18 protein-coding genes and 2 riboswitches are annotated in these 21,454 nt (G+C 37.9%); of the genes, 15 read left to right on the top strand and 3 right to left on the bottom strand.

Features of this window, described 5'->3' with window-relative positions:
• Positions 1 to 44: 44 nt before the first annotated feature.
• From KYG33_RS01515 to KYG33_RS01575, 13 genes are all read left to right on the top strand, one after another.
• Positions 45 to 413 carry a hypothetical protein gene (locus KYG33_RS01515; RefSeq protein WP_077414601.1) on the top strand — a complete coding sequence of 123 codons (369 nt, stop codon included), beginning with the start codon at positions 45 to 47 and terminating at the stop codon, positions 411 to 413.
• Positions 414 to 511: 98 nt separating this feature from the next.
• A complete protein-coding gene (locus KYG33_RS01520) occupies positions 512 to 1,054 on the top strand; it encodes a hypothetical protein (protein ID WP_139348477.1) in 543 nt (180 codons plus the stop codon).
• A gap of 221 nt (positions 1,055 to 1,275) precedes the next feature.
• Positions 1,276 to 2,019: a hypothetical protein gene (locus KYG33_RS01525; protein WP_219072547.1), complete on the top strand. Its 744-nt coding sequence runs from the start codon at positions 1,276 to 1,278 to the stop codon at positions 2,017 to 2,019.
• Between the two features lie 37 nt (positions 2,020 to 2,056).
• Positions 2,057 to 3,106, top strand: a complete 1,050-nt coding sequence (locus KYG33_RS01530; protein ID WP_175627204.1) for a sensor histidine kinase — start codon at positions 2,057 to 2,059, stop codon at positions 3,104 to 3,106.
• Between the two features lie 4 nt (positions 3,107 to 3,110).
• Positions 3,111 to 3,878: a LytR/AlgR family response regulator transcription factor gene (locus KYG33_RS01535; RefSeq protein WP_180565676.1), complete on the top strand. Its 768-nt coding sequence runs from the start codon at positions 3,111 to 3,113 to the stop codon at positions 3,876 to 3,878.
• A 350-nt stretch (positions 3,879 to 4,228) separates the two neighbouring features.
• Positions 4,229 to 4,420: riboswitch (cobalamin riboswitch) on the top strand.
• Between the two features lie 456 nt (positions 4,421 to 4,876).
• Positions 4,877 to 5,773 carry a methylisocitrate lyase gene (gene prpB, locus KYG33_RS01540; RefSeq protein ID WP_219072548.1) on the top strand — a complete coding sequence of 299 codons (897 nt, stop codon included), beginning with the start codon at positions 4,877 to 4,879 and terminating at the stop codon, positions 5,771 to 5,773.
• A 2-nt stretch (positions 5,774 to 5,775) separates the two neighbouring features.
• Entirely contained in the window at positions 5,776 to 6,930 is a 1,155-nt protein-coding gene (gene prpC, locus KYG33_RS01545; protein WP_077414587.1) for a 2-methylcitrate synthase, read from the top strand.
• Between the two features lie 94 nt (positions 6,931 to 7,024).
• Complete coding sequence (locus KYG33_RS01550; RefSeq protein ID WP_219072549.1) at positions 7,025 to 8,476, top strand: bifunctional 2-methylcitrate dehydratase/aconitate hydratase; 1,452 nt, start codon at positions 7,025 to 7,027, stop codon at positions 8,474 to 8,476.
• Between the two features lie 133 nt (positions 8,477 to 8,609).
• Complete coding sequence (locus KYG33_RS01555) at positions 8,610 to 10,106, top strand: CoA-acylating methylmalonate-semialdehyde dehydrogenase (protein WP_219072550.1); 1,497 nt, start codon at positions 8,610 to 8,612, stop codon at positions 10,104 to 10,106.
• 98 nt (positions 10,107 to 10,204) lie between these two features.
• Entirely contained in the window at positions 10,205 to 11,365 is a 1,161-nt protein-coding gene (locus tag KYG33_RS01560; RefSeq protein ID WP_077414581.1) for an acyl-CoA dehydrogenase family protein, read from the top strand.
• Positions 11,366 to 11,682: 317 nt separating this feature from the next.
• Positions 11,683 to 12,780: an enoyl-CoA hydratase/isomerase family protein gene (locus KYG33_RS01565; protein WP_077414579.1), complete on the top strand. Its 1,098-nt coding sequence runs from the start codon at positions 11,683 to 11,685 to the stop codon at positions 12,778 to 12,780.
• A gap of 91 nt (positions 12,781 to 12,871) precedes the next feature.
• The gene (gene mmsB, locus KYG33_RS01570; protein ID WP_077414577.1) at positions 12,872 to 13,756 is read left to right on the top strand and encodes a 3-hydroxyisobutyrate dehydrogenase; all 885 of its coding nucleotides are present in this window, start codon (positions 12,872 to 12,874) and stop codon (positions 13,754 to 13,756) included.
• A gap of 67 nt (positions 13,757 to 13,823) precedes the next feature.
• Positions 13,824 to 14,606 carry an enoyl-CoA hydratase/isomerase family protein gene (locus KYG33_RS01575; protein WP_077414575.1) on the top strand — a complete coding sequence of 261 codons (783 nt, stop codon included), beginning with the start codon at positions 13,824 to 13,826 and terminating at the stop codon, positions 14,604 to 14,606.
• Positions 14,607 to 14,690: 84 nt separating this feature from the next.
• On the opposite strand, the gene KYG33_RS01580 is transcribed toward KYG33_RS01575, so the two are convergent.
• A complete protein-coding gene (locus KYG33_RS01580) occupies positions 14,691 to 15,152 on the bottom strand; it encodes an Lrp/AsnC family transcriptional regulator (RefSeq protein ID WP_047375447.1) in 462 nt (153 codons plus the stop codon).
• 195 nt (positions 15,153 to 15,347) lie between these two features.
• A riboswitch (cobalamin riboswitch) is annotated at positions 15,348 to 15,534 on the top strand.
• Between the two features lie 173 nt (positions 15,535 to 15,707).
• Here KYG33_RS01580 and metE point away from each other — a divergent pair.
• Positions 15,708 to 18,011 carry a 5-methyltetrahydropteroyltriglutamate--homocysteine S-methyltransferase gene (gene metE / locus KYG33_RS01585; protein ID WP_180565682.1) on the top strand — a complete coding sequence of 768 codons (2,304 nt, stop codon included), beginning with the start codon at positions 15,708 to 15,710 and terminating at the stop codon, positions 18,009 to 18,011.
• Between the two features lie 204 nt (positions 18,012 to 18,215).
• A complete protein-coding gene (locus KYG33_RS01590) occupies positions 18,216 to 18,926 on the top strand; it encodes a hypothetical protein (protein WP_077414571.1) in 711 nt (236 codons plus the stop codon).
• A gap of 1 nt (position 18,927) precedes the next feature.
• On the opposite strand, the gene KYG33_RS01595 is transcribed toward KYG33_RS01590, so the two are convergent.
• Entirely contained in the window at positions 18,928 to 19,725 is a 798-nt protein-coding gene (locus tag KYG33_RS01595; RefSeq protein ID WP_077414569.1) for a helix-turn-helix domain-containing protein, read from the bottom strand.
• A 128-nt stretch (positions 19,726 to 19,853) separates the two neighbouring features.
• The gene (locus tag KYG33_RS01600; protein WP_219072551.1) at positions 19,854 to 21,269 is read right to left on the bottom strand and encodes an aldehyde dehydrogenase family protein; all 1,416 of its coding nucleotides are present in this window, start codon (positions 21,267 to 21,269) and stop codon (positions 19,854 to 19,856) included.
• Positions 21,270 to 21,454 lie beyond the last annotated feature (185 nt).

Consider the following 21,454-nt stretch of genomic DNA (forward strand, 5'->3'; position numbering starts at 1 on the left):
CCTTTCATTAATTTTTATTTTTTTACAACTGTTAAACCTACAATATGGATACGAAATTTGAAGCAGGAATAAATATTGCCATAAAAATTCCCAAAAGTAAATATGAAAAAACGGTAGTCTTTTACAGAGACATCCTAAAACTGAACGTCGAAGAAAAACCGATTAATAATCCAACGGTTTCCAGAACCCATGAGGTAAAATTCGGGAATAATATCATCTGGCTGGACTGTGTAGATAATTATACCCATTCCGAAACCTGGTTACAGCTTACAGTTCCTGATGTAGAGCAAGCTACAGAATACCTTCGGTCAAACGGAGTAGAAACCTGTGACGAAATTGAAGAGCTTCCCGAAAATATGCATTGGATTACCGATCCTGCCGGCACAGTCTTCAATCTACAGGAAAGAAAATAGCAAAAGAAAGAAAGACGATGTAGAAAATTGCTTAGAATATGGTTTTAATCAAAAAATTAATATCTTTAACCATCAAATCATTAAATTTTAAACAATTCATGAAGACGAAAACATTAACTTTCATCTTAACCCTCTTTTTTCAACTGGTAAGTATCACTGCATTTTCTCAGAAAACAGCTGCTCTGAACTCTTTATTAGATAAAAATACAGAATTTATTTTTCCGCAGACTCCCGATAAAATATCAAAAGCACTGAACATAAAAACTGTTTTTTATGAAGATGCCAATGAAGAGAAATACGCGAAATGGCCTATGAAGACAGGATTGGAACTCTATTGCAGCCTGGGTAAAAACAATATTGTTGATGAGATGTTTTTTACCATTTCAGACAATAAATCCGTAGTGGTAGAAGGACTTCCATTTGGCCTTATCATGAATAAAAGTACATTGCAGGACAGCAAAACTAAGTTCAGTAAATACAATGCTAAAACGCAGAAACTTGGTGCAGACAGTGAATTTCCGGGAGGCTCAAAACTGATTTTTAAGAAAGGAAAACGGTTTGCAACCTTGTTTTTTGATAATAAAAATCTGCTAAAATCTTTAGGACTTACTACAGAACTTATTGATCCGGCTGTCAATTAATTTCAACAGCTTTCAAATACTATAAAATCCGTCACTTTTTTGGCGGATTTTTTCAATGTATTGAATGAAGTGCCACCGTGTAAAAATGATCTCTTTCATTCATCCGTAAAAATCCTCCATTCATTTCTTTATTTCCTGAGTTCATTGTTTTCTGATTGAACCGCAGAAGCAGATAGAATAACTTTGACATATCAAAACAGAAATAATTAACATCATAAACTATGAACAGAGAATTAATTTTTTTAAGAACATTTGCTTTTACAGCAGTTATTGGAATTGTATTTTTAACAGCTTCAGCTTTCAAAACAGACGGACATGAGAAATTCACAGAGATTGATGTTGAAAGAATCAATATTGTTGAAAAAGACGGTACTGTAAAGATGATCATTACCAATGTAGAAAAATTTCCCAACGGAGAAGATAAAATAAACGGTAATCCTACCAATAAAACAAGAAAAAAACGCTCAGGAATGCTTTTCTTCAATGAAGACGGAATAGAATGTGGAGGTTTTATTTATGATGGGCAGAAAAATAAAAACGGGCACAGCTCGGGATTATCCCTTACTTATGATCAGTATAACGGTGATCAGGTAATGCAGCTTTTGACTCAGGATTATAAGAAAGGAGATAAAAGAGTAGTGGCAAGCGGGCTTTATTTCAATGACCGCCCATCAAAAGAATCACAAATAAAAACCGGGGAAATAATGGCAGAGCTGAACCAGATAAAAGATCCGGAAGCTGCTCAGAAAAAATATAAAGAATATGAACAGCAGGGACTGATTGGAGGAGCACCAAGAATGATGCTTGGGAAAACCAAAGATGAACATAACGGATTGTTTTTATTCGACAGTAAAGGCCAGCCGCGAGCCAGATTCTGTGTAGATAAAAATAACGAAGCAAAACTGGATTTCTTAGATGATGAAGGAAACGTTACCGCATCATTTCCTGAAAAGAAAAAAAAATAATACAAAGAAACAGCCCTGTAAAAATATAGGGCTATTTTTGCAAAAAAGACCATTCAGAAAGCCGATGAAAACCATTGTAAAACGGATTAATCAAAACAGGTATTTTCTTCTGTTTATCCTTTTGTTTGCCTATGTACAATCTATTCATACCCGTATTGGGATAAGAAGAACATTAGACTGGTATATTTTTACTCCGGAAGCTGCAGTTGTCACTCTTATTAGTGCCTGTATCTTGTTTTTTGTGATCGATTTTTTCATTAAAAACTGGCAGAAGTCATCAACATTCAGCATCACAGAAATCCTTAAAATATTCAGTTCATCACTGTTGACCTATCTTGTGGTGATGAAGATAATAGGCTTTTTGATTGCCTTTGCTTTTGGAAAGATTGAGAAGAATTTTAATCAGGAAGTTGTTATTCTTTCCACTTTTTCAGATTTGATCGGGGGCTTTATTTATGGAAGTTTTTTTCTGGCATACCGTTACTACAAAAAGAATACAGACTATCAGAAACAGCTTGCTCTTTATGATCATGCATTGTCTGAAAGTAAAATTAATCAGCTGAAAGCGCAGCTTAATCCTCATTTCTTGTTCAATAATCTCAATATTCTGGACCAGCTCATAGAAGAAGATAAACGAAAAGCTTCCGACTTTCTTAACGAATTTGCAGAGATATACCGCTATGTTTTAGATGTTTCCGATAAAAAATTAGTAGCAGTGGAAGAAGAGCTTGCTTTTGCAGAGAAATATTTTAATCTGATCCAGTACAAATACGGAAATGCCTATTCATTAGAAATAAATCATATAAGATCCCCAGGAAATATTATCCCGTTATCATTACAGCTGCTTTTGGAAAATGCAGTTCAGCATAATCTTGGAACGCTTACAAATCCAGTTGTAGTCACCATAAATCTGGATCAGACAATAACCGTTTCAAATAATGTTATACCGAAGCGTAACAGTAAAAAAACGTCTGGAAGAGCGTTGAACAATCTTAAAGAACAATATACGTTATTAACCGACCGACAGGTAGAAATATTAAAAACAGAAACCGGATTTTCAGTAACACTTCCTATAATTCCAGTATAAAAATATGATAAAAGTTATAATTATCGAAGACGAAATTCCTGCCAGAAACAAATTAAAACGTTTTATCAGCGAATTGGAAGAACCGGTTGAGATCGTTGCAGAGATTGATACCGTAGAAGAAGCCGTTACTTTTTTTAAAAATTCAACAGTAGACCTGATCTTTTCTGATATAGAATTATTGGATGGAAATGCCTTTGAAATCTACAGTCAGGTGAACATTTCAAGCCCGATAATTTTCACAACCGCTTACGATCAGTATTGGATGAATGCCTTTGAAAGTAATGGTATAGAATATCTTTTAAAACCATTTTCACAGGAACGTTTCCAAAAAGCATGGGGTAAATTTCTTTTATTAAGAACTTCTGCATCAGAACAGAATGATGTCCTGATAAAACTTCAGCAAATGCTCAATAACAGTCATCCAGAGAAAAAATATAAAAAAAGATTTACGGTCTCCTCACATCAGGGAACTTATTTTGTAAATACTGAAGAGATCACTTTCTTTGAAGCAGAAGAGGGAATTGTCTTTGCTTTTGATACTGCAGGAAAAAAACATCTGCTTAATGAATCTACACTAAAAGAAATTGAAAATCAGCTTAGTCCTTCGGATTTTTTCAGAATTAACCGAAGTGAAATCGTTCAGAAAATACATATTGAAAGGATAGAGCGTTACAACAGAAATACACAGTCTATCCAGATAAAAGGACATAAAATCCACCTTATCACAAGCCAGAGTAATACCTCTGCTTTCAGAAAATGGATTGAAGAATAAAGATTAAATTTTTGACTGAAAATGATATAAAAAAGATCATTTGAAGCCAGAAAATGAGCATCCATTATCGCTAAAAAAAAAGTTTTAAAAAACGCTTCAATTCCAGAATGAAAAACAATAACAAGTAGACAGTTTCTTTGAACTTGTCTGATTTTTTCACGACATATCTTGTGGATTTTGTAACAAAAAATGGGCAGGATAATCTAAATTATAATGTCTGTTGGGTGAAGAATGTATTTTTAATAATAACATAATCAATGGATTATGATTAAATAATTATTGTTTGCATAAAATATCTTTCATGTTTTTATAAAATACCTATATTTACCACCAAGGAGTTCTTAACATCTTCTTTATCAACCGAAACTGGTTACACTTAGCTGTGTCTTAAAAGGGAATCGTGTGCAAATCACGAACTGTCGCGCAACTGTAAGTAACATCAAGGTTTTTATCAAAAAAGGTCCACTGTATACCTCGTTATATGGGAAGGGCGATAAAAACTGTTACAAGTCAGGAGACCTGCCTATTTCGAATTGACGATGCTTTCGCGGTCTGAAGCTTATAGTCAGGTATGATACGATATGGATAACAGTGGGATCAATATATTTTGTCAGCTCGTGTTATTTTTATGATGCAGATAAGTAGTGGAGTGGTATGCTCTTTCATTATCGTGTATTCATCGTATTTTTCCTTTTCCATATTTTTCTTTCTCACAGGCATTGTGAAGTTTATCAGGAACTTTTTATGAGGATTTAATCAATATAAAAAGTTAAAAAAATGTATCCATTCGATTTCGATTATTCATACAGCAGCAGACTTGGAAATAAACAGATTGGCACGGAGATAATGGCTCTGAATTCCGGATTACAAAAATCGATTAAAACAAATCAGTTATTTTTTGATTTCCTTTTTAACATATCATGCAATGCCGGTAGCTATTGTGATGCCTGTTCATGGTTTTCTGTAAAACAAATTTCAACTAAACAATAAATATTATAATGACTACAAGTGAAAGTTTGAAGTCTCCCGGTATGAAATTTCGGGAGGCCATGCGAAAAGAAAGTCCCCTTCAGATTGTTGGCACCATCAATGCCAATCATGCATTGTTAGCACAGCAGGCAGGTTTTAATGCAATTTATCTTTCAGGAGGAGGTGTTGCCGCGGGTTCTCTAGGGATTCCGGATCTAGGAATTACCACGCTGGAAGATGTATTGATTGATGTTCAGCGTATCACGAATGTTTGTGATGTACCGCTCATGGTAGATGTTGATACCGGATTCGGACCTTCAGCATTCAATGTGGCAAGAACTGTAAAGTCACTGATTAAAGCTGGAGCTGCGGCCCTCCATATTGAAGACCAGGTAGGGGCAAAACGCTGTGGACACCGCCCGGGAAAAGAAGTGGTAACCAAAGAAGAAATGGTAGACAGAGTGAAAGCAGCGGTAGATGCCCGTACCGATGAAAATTTTGTAATTGGTGCCCGTACCGATGCATTTGCTAATGAAGGATTGGAAAAAACATTGGAAAGAGCAGCAGCTTATAAAGAAGCTGGAGCAGATTTTATTTTTGCAGAAGCCGTTCCTGACTTAAGCTTTTATCACAAGTTTGTTGAAGCCGCAGGAGTTCCAGTGCTGGCTAATATTACCGAATTCGGGATGATCAGAATGTACACGGTGGAAGAATTAAAAAATGCAGGCGTGGGACTGATCCTTTATCCGCTTTCTGCTTTCCGTGCTGCCAATAAAGCCGCTCAAAATGTATATGAACACCTTCGTAAAGACGGAACACAGATCAATGTATTGGATACTATGCAAACCAGGGAAGAACTCTATCAAAGCATCGGATACTATGACTACGAACAAAAATTAGACAACCTTTTTAAACAAAATAATTGATAATGTCAACTAACAGTGAACCCACATTTAAACCTAAAAAAAGCGTTGCGCTTTCAGGGGTAGCAGCAGGTAATACGGCTCTTTGCAGTGTCGGAAAAAGTGGAAACGATCTCCATTACAGAGGATATGATATTCTGGATCTGGCAGAGAAAGCACAGTTTGAAGAAGTAGCTTATCTTTTGATCTACGGCCAGCTGCCAACCGGAGCACAATTGAAAAACTATAAAGCCAAACTAAAATCTTTGAGAGGGCTACCTCATTCTGTGAGAAATATTCTTAAGAGTATTCCTGCAGCGGCTCATCCCATGGATGTCATGCGTTCCATGGTTTCTGCTATCGGAAGTATTCAGCCGGAAAAAGATGATCATAATATGGCGGGAGCAAGAGATATTGCAGACAAATTACTGGCATCTTTCAGCTCAGGTCTGTTATATTGGTATCATTATACCCATAATGGAAAAGAAATTGACGTAGAAACCGATGATGATACAATAGGAGGGCATTTCCTTCACCTGCTGCATGGGAAAAAACCTGCAGATTCCTGGGTAAAAGCAATGGAAATCTCGTTAAACCTCTATGCAGAACATGAATTTAATGCCTCAACATTTACCAGCCGTGTGATTGCCGGAACAGGATCTGATATTTACTCTGCAATTACCGGAGCAATTGGTGCTTTGAGAGGACCTAAACATGGTGGGGCAAATGAAGTTGCTTTTGAAATCCAAAGCCGCTACAATTCTCCTGATGAAGCAGAAAGCGATATTCGCAAGCGTATTGTGAACAAAGAAGTGATTATTGGCTTTGGACACCCGGTGTATACCATTTCAGATCCGAGAAACGTCGTGATTAAAAAAGTGGCGAAAGAACTTTCTGAAGAAGCAGGAGATATGCTGCTGTATAATATTGCTGAAAGATTGGAAACGATCATGTGGGAAGAAAAGAAAATGTTCCCGAATCTGGATTGGTTCTCCGCTGTTTCTTACCATCTGATGGGAGTGCCTACTCTGATGTTTACTCCGTTATTTGTCATTTCAAGAGTGACCGGATGGAGTGCTCATATTATAGAACAGAGACAGGATGGAAAGATTATCCGTCCAAGTGCCAATTATACAGGGCCTGAAAACAAAGAATTTGTGTCCATCAACGACCGGAAATAATGGAAAATAGAATGTCGGAAATGAAAAAACAATAATTCATTTTCAATTTTCCACTCTTAACTTTTAATTAATTAAAATTTTTCAATAATAAAAAATGAGTTCACACATCTCAAACGAAAGACCACAACCCGATCAGGTATTAACAGACATTGCAGACTATGTTTTAAATTACGAAATTAAAAATGACTTAGCATGGAAGACCGCTCACTACTGTCTTCTGGATACAATCGGCTGTGGGCTGGAAGCATTGACTTACCCGGCATGTACAAAACTTTTAGGACCTGTGGTAAAAGGGACAGTAGTTCCTAACGGCGCAAAAGTACCGGGTACCCAATTCCAGCTGGATCCCATTCAGGCAGCGTTCAATATCGGAGCGATCATCCGTTGGCTGGACTTCAATGATACATGGCTGGCAGCAGAATGGGGACATCCTTCTGATAACCTTGGAGGGATTCTGGCGACCGCAGACTGGTTATCCAGAACAAATATTGCAGAAGGAAAATCACCTTTAAAAATGAAACAGGTACTGGAAGCAATGATCATGGCTCACGAAATTCAGGGCGTAATGGCATTGGAAAATTCATTCAATAAAGTAGGACTGGATCACGTTTTATTGGTAAAATTAGCTTCCACAGCAGTTGTAGGAAAGCTGGTCGGATTAAACCGTGATGAAATTGTCAATGCCGTGTCACTGGCTTTTGTGGACGGACAGTCTTTAAGAACTTACCGTCACGCTCCCAATACAGGTTCCCGTAAATCATGGGCGGCAGGAGATGCTACCTCAAGGGCAGTACGTCTTGCCCTGATTGCAAAAACAGGAGAAATGGGCTATCCATCTGTATTGACAGCAAAAACATGGGGATTCTATGATGTTTCCTTCAAAGGGAATGAATTCAAATTCCAGAGAGAATACAGTTCTTATGTAATGGAAAATGTACTCTTTAAAATTTCTTTCCCTGCCGAATTTCACTCGCAGACTGCAGTAGAAGCCGCAATGACATTACACGCAACTTTAAGAGGCCTTGGAAAAACAACAAATGATATCAAAAAAATTACCATCCGTACCCATGAAGCTGCTATTAGAATTATTGACAAAAAAGGTCCGTTAAATAACCCTGCTGACCGTGACCACTGCATCCAATATATGGTGGCTGTACCATTGATCTATGGAAGACTTACGGCTGCCGATTATGAAGATAACATCGCTTCAGATCCAAGAATTGATGCACTTCGTGACAAAATTGAATGTGTGGAAGATGTTCAGTTTACTGCAGATTATCATGATCCGGAAAAACGCTCCATTGCCAATGCGATGACGGTAGAACTTAATGACGGAACTGTTTTAGACGAAATAGTGGTAGAATATCCTATTGGTCACAAACGAAGAAGAGACGAAGGTATTCCTGAACTGATCAAGAAATATAAAGTTAATCTTGCTCGTATTTTCCCGGAAAAACAACAAAGAACAATCCTTGAAAATTCATTGGAATATGACACATTAGTGAATCTTAACGTCAATGAATTTGTAGATCTTTTAGTCATTTAAAATCAAAAGAGATGGAGAATTGAATATCAAAACGTTTTTAAAGAATAGTCGATATTTTTTTGAAAAATGATCAGTTCTCCATTCTCATTTTTATGATTAAAACTTTCAATGCTCCATTTTAATTAAAAAAACTATGTCACAAAAAATAAAAATATTAATCAATGGAAATTTTACAGAAAGTAAAACGAAAAACTATCTTCCTGTAGAAAATCCTGCTTCACAGGAGATTCTGGCAGAAGTTCCTCTCACGGAATTGTCTGAAATAGATGAAGCTATTGAAGCCGCTGCAGAAGCTTTCAAAATATGGAAAGAAGTTGCCACTCCGGAAAGAGCAAGACTATTTCTGAAATACCAGCATCTTTTAAAAGAACATCAAAAAGAAATTGCGGAAATCCTTTCCAAAGAAAACGGAAAAACCTTTGCAGATGCTATGGGAGATGTTTGGCGCGGCATAGAAGTCGTAGAGCATGCCTGTAATATTCCGACCCTGATGATGGGGGAAACAGTAGAAAACGTAGCAAGAGGAGTAGATACCTACAGTTACATTCAGCCTCTTGGGGTCTGTGCAGGAATTACTCCTTTCAACTTCCCGGCCATGATTCCTTTGTGGATGTTTCCTATGGCGATAGCATGCGGTAATACCTTTATCTTAAAACCTTCAGAGCAGACTCCTATGACCTCCATGAAAATGGCAGAACTGTTTTTGGAGGCAGGTTTTCCTAAAGGTGTTTTAAATATTGTTCACGGTACCAAAGATCAGGTAAATCATATTTTGAATCATGCCGACATCAGGGCTATTTCATTTGTAGGCTCTGTACCGGTTGCAGAACATGTCTACCGCACCGGAACCGATAATCTCAAAAGAGTTCAGGCTTTTGGCGGAGCTAAAAATCATATGGTAGTTATGCCCGATGCCAATAAAAGTCAGGTGATTAATAATCTGGTAGGAGCTTCCTGTGGTGCGGCCGGTCAGCGTTGTATGGCGATCAGTGTGGCTGTATTGGTAGGAGAGTCTCAAAATTGGATAGAAGATATTAAAACTGCTTTAAGTACAGTAAAGCCAGGGGTCTGGTCTGATGAATCAGCTGCATTTGGCCCATTGATCAATAAGCAATCTAAAGAGAAAGTAGTAAGGTTGATCAAAAGTGCCTACGATCAGGGAGCAGAAGTCCTCCTGGATGGAAGCAGCTATACCGTAGAAGGCTATGAAAACGGATATTTTGTAGGCCCTACCTTATTTAGCAGTGTTTCTGTGGATATGGACATCTACAAAGAAGAAATTTTCGGGCCGGCATTGCTGTTATTAAAGGCAGAAACCTTAGATGAAGCGATAAGGATCATTAATGAAAACCCATACGGAAACGGAACCTCAATTTTTACTAATTCAGGAGCCGCTGCAAGAAAATTCCAGCATGAAATTGAAGTAGGGCAGATTGGTGTCAACCTTCCGATTCCTGTTCCGCTACCATTTTTCTCTTTTACGGGATGGCGGAAATCATTCTTTGGCGATCTGCACTCTTATGGAAAACAAGGCGTTCGTTTCTATACCGAAACCAAAACCATTACCGCCCGCTGGTTTGAAGAAGATGTGCCGGGAGGAAGTGTGAATATGACCATCAACTTAAAATAATGTAAAACGGATAATTGAGATAATTAGCCTTCTCAATGATCCATTTTTTTACATTCAATTATTCATTCTCAATTCAAATAAATTTTCAATTTAATACTATGGAGTTTAACCTAAATGAAGATCAGCTGGCATTTCAGGATGCTGCGAGAAAGTTTGCTGAAAAAGAGCTGTTTCCATATGCTTCAGAATGGGATGCTGAAAAGAAATTTCCCAAAGAAGCTATTGTTAAGGCCGGAGAATTGGGCTTCTGTGGTATATACACCAGTGAAGAAGCCGGAGGATTGGGACTATCACGGTTGGATGCTGCCATTATATTTGAAGAATTAGCAGCAGCATGTCCTTCTACTACAGCCTATATTACCATACACAACATGGTTTCATGGATGGTTGATGAATTTGGAACTGATGAAATCAGGAAAAAATTATGTCCGGATCTGGCATCAGGCAGACTCTTGGGCTCCTATTGCCTTACTGAACCAGGCTCAGGCTCAGATGCAGCAGGTTTGAAAACAACAGCCGTCAAAAAAGGAAATAAATATAGTATTAATGGAACCAAAGCATTTATCTCCGGGGCAGGTGAAAGTGATATATTAATTGTCATGGCCCGTACGGGAGAATCTGGCACCAAAGGAATCAGTGCATTTGTAGTACCTGCAGATGCTCCGGGAATCAGTTTTGGAGAAAAAGAAAAAAAGCTGGGCTGGAATACACAGCCGACCCGTTTTGTGTTTTTAGATCATGTGGAAGTAGAAGAGAAATATCTTTTAGGTACATTAGGGGAAGGATTTAAAATAGCTCTGAAAGGATTGGACGGAGGCCGCATCAATATTGGCACATGTTCCGTAGGAGCAGCACAGGGAGCAATCAATCAGGCTCAGCGCTATATGCATGAAAGGCAGCAGTTCGGAAAATCTTTGGCCCAGTTTCAGTCTCTTCAATTTAAAATTGCAGATATGGTGACGGAGTTGGTCGCAGCCCGTCAAATGGTACAGTTGGCAGCATTTAAGCTTGATTCCAAAGATCCCAATGCCACTACTTATTGTGCCATGGCGAAAAGATTGGCTACGGATATGAGCTTTAATATATGCAACGAGGCCCTTCAGATCTTAGGCGGCTATGGCTGTACACAGGATTTTCCGGTTGAAAGGCTGATGCGTGATGCCAGAGTACATCAGGTAGTGGAAGGAACCAATGAAATTATGAAACTCGTGATTTCAAGAAAGATCCTTGAAGAAGGAGCCACTTTACAAATAAGATGATAAACAGAGTTTTCATATTTAACTTAGAAGCTGTTTAAACTTTATTATTAATTATTTTAACCACAAAAGACACAAAAGCTTTTATTTTAAAACACTTTAGTTCACTTAAGTAAGGCTAAAATGATGTCTCAGAAAAGCTCACATAAGATGAAAGTCAAAGATTTTCACAAAACTTAGGTGTACTTTTTATCCATAAAGCCAGGCACTAAAGAAACTTAAGTGTTTAAAACTTTTGTGACTTTTGTGGTTTGATAAAGTTTAGACAACTTTTTAATAATAATTTTCAATTTTCAACTCTCAATTTTTAATTAAATACCATGAGTGTAATTATAACAGAAATAAAAAATAAGGTCGGGATTATTACTCTGAACTCTGAGAAAACCCTCAATTCGCTGTCATTGGAAATGATAGAAGAACTGAAAGTTATCTTGGAAAACTGGAAGACTTCTGATGAAGTAGCCTGTATATTCCTTCAGGGAGCTGGCGAAAAAGCATTCTGTGCAGGTGGTGATGTAAGAAAATTACATGATGCTATTATTGCGCAGCGTAAAGTAGATGCTTCAAAGGTTCCACAGGACTGTTTCGACTTCTTTTCAAAAGAATATCAGGTAGACTATGCCATTCATACATATCCAAAACCTGTCATCGTCTGGGGACACGGAATCGTTATGGGAGGCGGAATTGGTTTAATGGTAGGAGCCTCACACCGCATCGTTACAGAAAAAAGTAAACTGGCAATGCCTGAAATTACAATTGGACTGTATCCTGATGTAGGGGGAACCTGCTTTTTGAATAAAATGCCTTCCGCCTATGGAGTTTATTTAGGATTAACAGGCGCAAGACTGGATGGAGCAGATTGTAAATTCTTAGGACTGGCAGATTATTTTATAGAATCTTCCTCAAAAGAAACTGTTCTGAATGCCCTTCAACAGGTAGACTGGGACGGAGCATCTCATAAAACTGTTTCCCATATTCTCGAAAATATTTCAAAAGAAGTCATTATTCCTGAGTCTCAGGCGGAATTACACGCTTCTTTTATCAAGCAGTTTGAAGAAATCAACTCTCTGGAAGATTTCAGAAAAATATTGATCAGCCATAATGATAAAGATGAATGGATTAATAACGGTGTGAAAAGCTTTGAAGCCGGATCTCCAAGTTCAGCGCACATTATTTTCAGACAATTGAAACAAGGTAAAGATCTAAGCCTTGAAGAGGTTTTTCAATCTGAACTGAATCTGTCGTGTCAGTGCTGTATCCACCCTGATTTTGCAGAAGGAGTAAGAGCATTATTGGTAGACAAAGACATGTCTCCGAAATGGCATCCCGCAACATGGAAAGAGATTACGGAAGAATGGATAGATTCTTACTTTAAAGAATTGAAAATGGAAAATGAAACATTGAGAATGGAGATTTAAGTATTGAAAATAAGACTTTTATGACATTCATAGATGTTTTTAATCAATAGAGAACTTTGAACCCTCAACTTTAAACTTTAAACTAAAAATTATGTCAAATATAGCATTCATAGGATTAGGAAATATGGGTGGGCCAATGGCTATTAACCTGATCAAAAAAGGTCATCACGTTGTGGGTTTTGACCTTTCGGAGGAAGCTTTGAAAATACTGGTGTCAGAAGGAGGAAAGGCTGCAGGATCTGCTGTGGCCGCTTCTGAGGATGCAGATGTAGTGATTTCAATGCTGCCTTCCGGAAAACACGTAGCTGATCTTTATTCAGAAGATTTTATGAGCAGCCTGAAACCAAACACATTATTAATTGACAGCAGTACCATTGATGCAGTTACAGCCCGTACAGTGGCTGAACTTGCTGCTTCAAAAGGCTGCAGAATGATAGATGCACCCGTTTCCGGAGGAACTGCCGGAGCTCAGGCAGGTACACTCACCTTTATTGTGGGTGGTAAACAGGAAGACTACGAAAAAGCCAGGCCGATACTCAAGTGTATGGGACAGAATATATTTCATGCCGGAGAATCCGGGGCGGGTCAGGTTGCTAAGATCTGTAATAATATGCTGTTGGCCATTCACATGATCGGAACTTCAGAAGCTATCAATCTGGGGGTGAAACATGGTCTTAATCCTCAGGTTTTAAGTGAGATTATGCAGAAGAGTTCCGGGAAAAACTGGTCCTTGGATGTTTATAATCCCTATCCGGGAGTAATTGAAAATGCTCCGGCTTCCCGTAATTATTCTGGTGGTTTTGCCGTAGACCTGATGACAAAAGATCTGGGCCTTGCTGCAGAAGCGGGTTTGGAAACCAAAACATCTACACCTCTTGGCAATACCGCATTGAATTTGTACAGAATGTGGAGCGAATCCGGAAATGGAAAAACAGACTTTTCAAGTATTATTCAATTTCTAAACAGAGACCTTTAAAAATTGAATAGAAGGTAAATACTGTCTATGATTACTTTTTAATAATTATCAACTATCAATTAAAAAAATGACTTTCGAAACATTATTATATCAACAAAACGGACCTGTCGGAACGCTGACGATAAACCGTCCGCAGGCATTAAACTCCTTGAATGAACAGGTTTTACAGGAACTGAAATCATTTGCCAGCAAGATAAGATCAGATAAAAATATCAGAGTATTAATTATTACCGGTTCCGGGGAAAAAGCTTTTGTTGCAGGGGCTGACATTAAAGCCATGCAGCAAATGACTCCCGCAGAAGCAGAGACTTTTTCTATTGCTGCACAAACTGCTTTTAATGCTATTGAAGAACTTCCGTTTGCTGTGATCGCTGCTGTGAACGGTTTTGCATTGGGAGGAGGGTGTGAACTGGCATTATCCTGTGATATTATCCTGGCTAGCGGGAAAGCAAAATTTGGACTCCCTGAAGTGACATTAGGATTATTGCCTTGTTTTGGCGGAACCCAGCGTCTGCCAAGAGCTATCGGATTATACAAAGCAAGGGAAATGGTTTTCTCCGGAGAATTTTATTCCGCAGAAGCTTGTAAAGATTTTGGTTTTGTCAATCATGTTTTTGCGCCCGAAGAATTACTCAACGAAGCTCAAAAACTGGCAGAAACAATTGCCGCAAGAGGACCTGTAGCTGTGGCAAAAGCAAAACAGTCTTTAAATACAGGATTTGAACTGCACATTACGGATGGGTTAAAACAGGAAGCTGCATTATTCGGAGAGTTGTTTACAACAGAAGACCACCATGAAGGTATCGGGGCATTTATAGAAAAAAGAACCCCGGACTTTAAAGGAAATTAATACATTGGAAGATAGAGAATTGAAAATAGCATGGTTTAAGTTAAGTATCATTTTCCATTTTCAATTCTCAATTTTCCATTTTTATTATATGGTGATTCCATGATTGTTTTTCACCTCAGCCATGACAAACGTACTGTGAGTGCTCCCTATAGAATCTACAGATCCCAGTTTATTAAACACAAAATCCTGGTAATGTTTCATATCCCGTACCTGAACTTTCAGAAGAAAATCAAAATCTCCGGAAATATTGTAGCATTCTGCAACTTCTTCAATTTCTAAAATTTCTTTCACAAAATCATAACCTACAGATCGGTCGTGAATTTTCAGCTTAATCTGACAGAAAACCGTAAACCCACGGTTGAGTTTTTCAGCATCAAGAACAGCGGCATATCTTTTCACAAACCCTTCCTGTTCCAATCTTTTTACTCTTTCAAAAACAGGTGAAGTGGAGAGGTTCACTTCTTTAGCAAGCTCTTTAACGGTCAGTTTTGCATTTTTCTGGAGCAGCCTCAGCAGCTGTACATCCTTATCATCGAGTTGTTCCACAGAATATTATTCTTTTAGATTATAAAAACAGTCAAATGTAAAGAATTATATGCTTTTTACTGTGTTTTTTAAAGTTTATTTTGCTTAATTAATTAGCTTTTATTGTGTGTTTATTCTGTATTGTTAATTTTACACAAGATTAAAAACTTTTACTGATGACTATCATTACAGGTAAAAGTACAGTTCTTTAGAGATACTTCATCAAACAGGAAAGGTTTTACGTAACGTAGATTAATAGGGAATCGTGTGAGAATCACGAGCTGTCGCGCAACTGTAAGTAACATACCAAAGGTTTCTGTCTTAGTATATCCACTGCCAAAAGCGGGAAGGATGATGGAAACTGTTACAAGTCAGGAGACCTGCCTTTACTGAATTGACGATGCTTTCGCGGTCTGAAGCTTTGGGTCATACAGATGATATATCGGATTTATACACTTTCTCTGTAAGGGAATTGTATTGTTTGTTATATCATGATCCTGAAATTTTTATCCGTTAAAACATTACGAAGCATTTTTAAAAGACTTTACCATTAAGTTTAATTAAAAAGTAAAAAAAATGCAAACTCACATTCTGGGCTATCCGCGTATTGGTAGCAAAAGAGAACTCAAAAAAGCCTGCGAGCAATATTGGTCAGGTAAAATCCTTTTGGAAGAACTTCTGAATACGGGCAGAAATATCTGTAACCAAAACTGGAACATTCAGAAAGAAGCCGGTATAGACCTTATTCCCTGTAATGATTTTTCATATTATGATCAGGTATTGGATATGAGTCTTGTGGTAGGGGCAATTCCCACACGTTATCATGAAGTAGTGCTTAAAAAAAACAATTCTGAGCTGGATCTTTATTTTGCCATGGCAAGAGGATATCAGAAAGAAGGACTGGATATCACAGCGATGGAAATGACAAAATGGTTTGATACCAATTATCACTATATCGTTCCCGAGTTTTATAAAAATCAACAGTTTAAACTGAGTTCAGATAAAATTTTCAATGAATTTGCAGGAGCAAAGCAGGCAGGAATCAATGCAAAACCGGTCATTATCGGACTAGTTTCTTATCTGTTGTTAGGAAAAGAGAAAGAAGAAGGATTTGATAAACTGGATCTCGCTGGAAACCTTCTTTCCGTATATACAGAGATTTTAACAAAACTTCAGGAGCAGGGTGCAGAATGGATTCAGTTTGATGAACCTTTTCTGGCATTGGATTTAACGGAGAAAGCAAAAGAAACATATCATTTTATTTATACCGAAATAAGAAAACGCTTTCCGAAACTGAAATTTATTATTGCCACTTATTTTGACGGATTAAAAGATAATGGATCACTTGCGGTATCACTTCCTGTGAATACTTTACACATTGATTTGGTTAGAAACCCTGAACAGTTAGATGATATTCTGAATGTCATTCCGGAAAGCTTAGGCCTTTCATTGGGTGTGGTTGACGGAAGAAATATCTGGAAAAATGATTATGAAAAGTCTTTGTCTTTCATTCAAAAAGCAGTTGAGAAATTAGGATCTGAAAGGGTTTTAATTGCTCCTTCCTCTTCATTACTTCATTCACCTTGTGATCTGGATTTTGAAACCACACTTAATCCGGAAATTAAAAACTGGCTGGCTTTTGCCAAACAAAAAGTGGCAGAAGTGGTAACGCTTAAAGAACTGGCATCCGGAACAGAGAATAAACAGATTCTTGCCGCTTTTGAAGATAATAAAAAAGCAATTGCAAGCAGAAGAACATCTTCTCTTATTCATAATGATGACGTGAAGCAAAGAGCAAATGCGGTTACTGAAAAAGATGCTCAAAGGATAAATACTTTCAAAATCCGTAAAGAAGAACAACAGAAAGTACTGCAGCTTCCTTTATTCCCAACAACAACCATTGGGTCATTCCCGCAGACCACTGAGGTAAGAAGCTGGAGAGCAAAATTCAAAAAAGGAGAGCTGACGGCAGAGCAGTATGATACCTTACTGAAAGAAGAGACCCAGAGAACGATTAACTGGCAGGAAGAAATAGGGATAGATGTATTGGTTCACGGGGAATTTGAACGTAATGATATGGTGGAATATTTCGGAGAGCAGCTGGAAGGTTTTGTATTTACAAAAAATGGCTGGGTACAAAGCTACGGAAGCCGTTGTGTAAAGCCTCCTGTGATCTTCGGTGATGTTTCCCGCCCGACACCAATGACGGTATATTGGTCCCAATATGCACAATCCCAGACTGAAAAATGGGTAAAAGGAATGCTCACAGGTCCTGTTACGATCTTACAATGGTCTTTTGTACGTGATGATCAGCCCCGTTCAGAGACGTGTAAGCAAATTGCTCTGGCTATCCGTGATGAGGTTGCGGATCTTGAAAAAGCAGGAATCAGAATTATTCAGATTGATGAGCCTGCGATAAGAGAAGGGCTTCCATTAAGAAAGACAGACTGGCAGAACTACCTGAAATGGGCCGTAGAAGCTTTCAGAATTTCAGCAAGCGGAGTGGAAGATGCTACACAGATTCATACCCATATGTGCTATTCGGAATTCAATGATATTATTGAAAATATTGCTGATATGGATGCAGATGTGATTACCATAGAATGTTCCCGTTCTCAGATGGAACTGCTGAATGCTTTTGCAGATTTCAGATATCCGAATGAAATTGGTCCCGGAGTATACGATATTCATTCCCCAAGGGTTCCGTCAAAAGAAGAAATGATTGAACTGTTGAGAAAAGCTCAAAACGTAATTCCTGCCAATCAACTCTGGGTAAATCCGGACTGCGGACTGAAAACAAGACACTGGGAAGAAACAGAAAAAGCTTTGATTGCAATGGTGGCCGCAGCTAAAGAAGCCTCCGTAGAATATGCACTTTAAAAAAACTTTAAAATAATTATATTCAACAATTCAGATCGTGTTATGATTTTCATAGCACGATCTGTTATTTTAAAAGGATAAAAATAGGGTGATCATTTAATATTCTATTCATTTTTATATAGTATTTTTGCTGCCCGATGTATTTTGACAGATATGAGTCTTAAAAATACATTGAAAAACTGATAACCAACGATACATTTAAATATGAAAGAATCATTTTCTGAAATGAGATCAGAAACCTACAGCCCGGAATACATAGCCAGAATAAGATGGAGTATTGTCATTCTTTTTGCGGTCATTGCTGTTGTTTTACTGGGATTTTTTATTGATGCTGTTTCACATACTTCTACAGATACCGCATCTGACATGATCTTCTTTTTATTCTTTTTGATTACTGGCCTGCTGGCAGGGTGGCTGGCTTATCAAATGATCAGAAATCAGGATGAGAAAATCAGTGGTCTGCTGATCAATCATCAGGGAATCCTGTTTCTCAACAGAAAAGAGAAAATACTGTCAGAAATTAAATACCAGGATTTGATCAAAAGCAAGGACTCCTATACAAAAGATATTTATTCAGAATCTCAGAATCTCGGAAAATATAGTAATTTCAGAAAAAATCTATATGTTCATGAAAAAGATGAAACCGGAAAACCCAAAAAGAAACTGATCAATCTGGATGTGATTCCACTTAAAAACCGGTATGATCTTATTGGACATTTTCTGAAAGGAGTACAGACTTTTCGCCCCGATCTCAAAATTGATTCTGAGGTTTACAAGGATTTTTATCTTGATGAAAAAACATTACGCTATGCTCCTGACCATCTTAAAAGCGATATGAAAGTGAAAATTATTACAATAGCTGTTGTCATTCTGGTGATCATCGCTTTCAGATACATTTTTTTAGATGAAGTCTAAGTTATTTTGCCTGTAATGAGCTTGGTGGATAGCCAAACTGCTTTTTAAATGCAAAGGAGAAATGAGATAAATTTTCAAAGCCCAAATCCAGATAAATATCGGAAACCGATCTCTCTTTTTGGGTAAGCAGAAAATGAGCTTCCTTCAATCGCCGAAGCTGCAGCCATTGTCTTGGCGGTATCCCGAATATCTTTTGAAAATCTCTTTTAAAGGCAGACAGACTTCGCCCTGTTAAATAAGCAAATCGTTCTACATTGACATTGAAATGAAAGTTTTTGTTCATAAAAGTTTCAATATCTATTTTGTAAGGCTCAGAAAAATCAAATAAAATATCTTTAAGACCCGGATCATCACTCAGCATCAGAAGTAAAGCTTCTTTCTGTTTGAGACGCAGAAGTTCTGTAGAAGCAGGAAGTTCTTCATAGGCCAGTAAAGAGTACATAAAAGAAGTTAATGCCTTTTGATCCGGTTTTATAAAAGCCGGAATATTATCCTTCTTCTCTGCCTGATAGCCATACTCACGGCTGAAATCACGTAAGATGGCTTCATCAAAATAAATGGTTACCGTTCTTATCTCTCCATCTTTAGGAGGGTATTTTGCAAACTTCAGGAGACGGTTTTTTCTTGCAGAATAAAGTTCCCCTTCTTTAAATATCGTCTTTGTGGTACCGTCATTCAGTTCCATTTCCCCGGAAATAACCAGTCCCAGACTATGGATTCGTGCAAATTGTTCTCCTTCCCTGAATTCTGAAAAATGACAGGAGTAATTGATAGGTAAAAGAATATTATTTTCGCTCATGGCTCAGACAGTTATTTCTTGATCGATTCTTTTTTCAAACTTACAAAACTTTTTTAGTATCAATAATGGATTACATATTGTTTAAATCCTCAAAGCCTGCTATTGCACAGACTCTGAGGATTTTAATATCAGGCAAGAATGGTCTTGGGTTCAAGATAAGCCTCCAATCCGAACACACCATACTCACGGCCGATACCACTTTGCTTAAACCCACCGAAAGGAGCATAAGGATCATGTGAAAATCCATTGATACAGATTCTTCCGGCATCAATCTGTGCAGCAATACGTTCTGCATGCTCTTTATCAGAAGAACTGATGTAAGCTGCCAGACCATAAGTGGTGTCATTGGCAATAGCAACCGCTTCCTCTTCATTAGCATAAGGAATGATAGACAATACCGGCCCGAAGATTTCCTCCTGAGCGATACGCATATCATTACGAACATTGGTAAAGATGGTTGCTTTTACAAAATTACCATTTTCAAGACCTTCCGGTTTACCTTCACCACCTGCGAGCAGCGTTGCGCCTTCTTCCTGCCCAAGACGGATGTAGCTTTGTACTCTTTCAAACTGCTTGGTGCTTACCATAGGTCCTACAAGGGTATCTTCTTCATTAGGGTTTCCTACTTTTACCTGTTCCGCCGCTTTTTTAGCCAGTTCATTCACTTCATTCAATCTGTTGATAGGAACAAGCAGACGGGTAGGAGCGATGCAAGCCTGTCCGTTGTTCATATAGGCTCCGAAAACAGCCATAGGAATAGCTTTTTCCAGATCGGCATCTTCAAGAATGATATTCGGAGACTTTCCGCCAAGTTCAAGAGTTACTCTTTTCATAGTATCTACGGCTTCTTTGGCAATAGCTTTTCCTGTAACTGTGGATCCGGTGAAAGAGATTTTTGCGATATCGGGATGCTGGGTAATTTCTGCACCCACTACATTTCCTAACCCATTTACAATATTGAATATCCCTGCAGGCAAACCGGCTTCATGGAAACATTCAGTAAGCAGCTGAGTTTGTGCAGCACTCATTTCACTTGGTTTGATGACGGCTGTACATCCGGCAGCAATAGCGGTAGCCAGTTTGTTGCAGATAAAACTGTTGCTGGCATTCCATGGGGTAATAATTCCTACTACTCCCAAAGATTCAAAACGTACTTTAGAATGGCCGACTGTTTTTTCAAAGTCATATGATTCCAGAGTCGTAATGGTTGTTGTAAAGGCTGAAATTGCATTTTGAACACTCATTCTGCAGAACTGCAGGGTTCCTCCATATTCATTTACCATCACAGAAATCAGTTCATTTTCCCGCTTGCTCACAGCTTCATGCAGTTTTTGAAGTAAACCGATACGTTCTTCTTTTGTAGTTTTTGAAAAGGTTGTAAAAGCTTTCTTCGCTGCAGCGATGGCCATTCGGGTGTCTTCTTCATTTCCCAGAACAACTTCTCCTGTTTTTTGATTGGTCGTAGGATTGATAAGGTCAAATGTTTCTGTTCCATTCGGTGTAACAAATTCACCGTTGATGTAAATTTTATTAATCTGTTTCATTTTGATGATTTTAATATGACAAAGTTCGTCAGAAACAGAAAGGACAGGTTTGTTGTATGGTTCAATTTTTATTTGTTGTATGGTTCATTTTTAGAGACCAATTTGTATGGGAAATATAAGCTGTTTGTTTTTCTTTTTTGAATTAATATGAAAAAATGACCCGTTCTTCCCTGAAATTGACTACT

This window comes from Chryseobacterium sp. D764 (assembly GCF_019317325.1).
GTDB lineage: Bacteria > Bacteroidota > Bacteroidia > Flavobacteriales > Weeksellaceae > Chryseobacterium.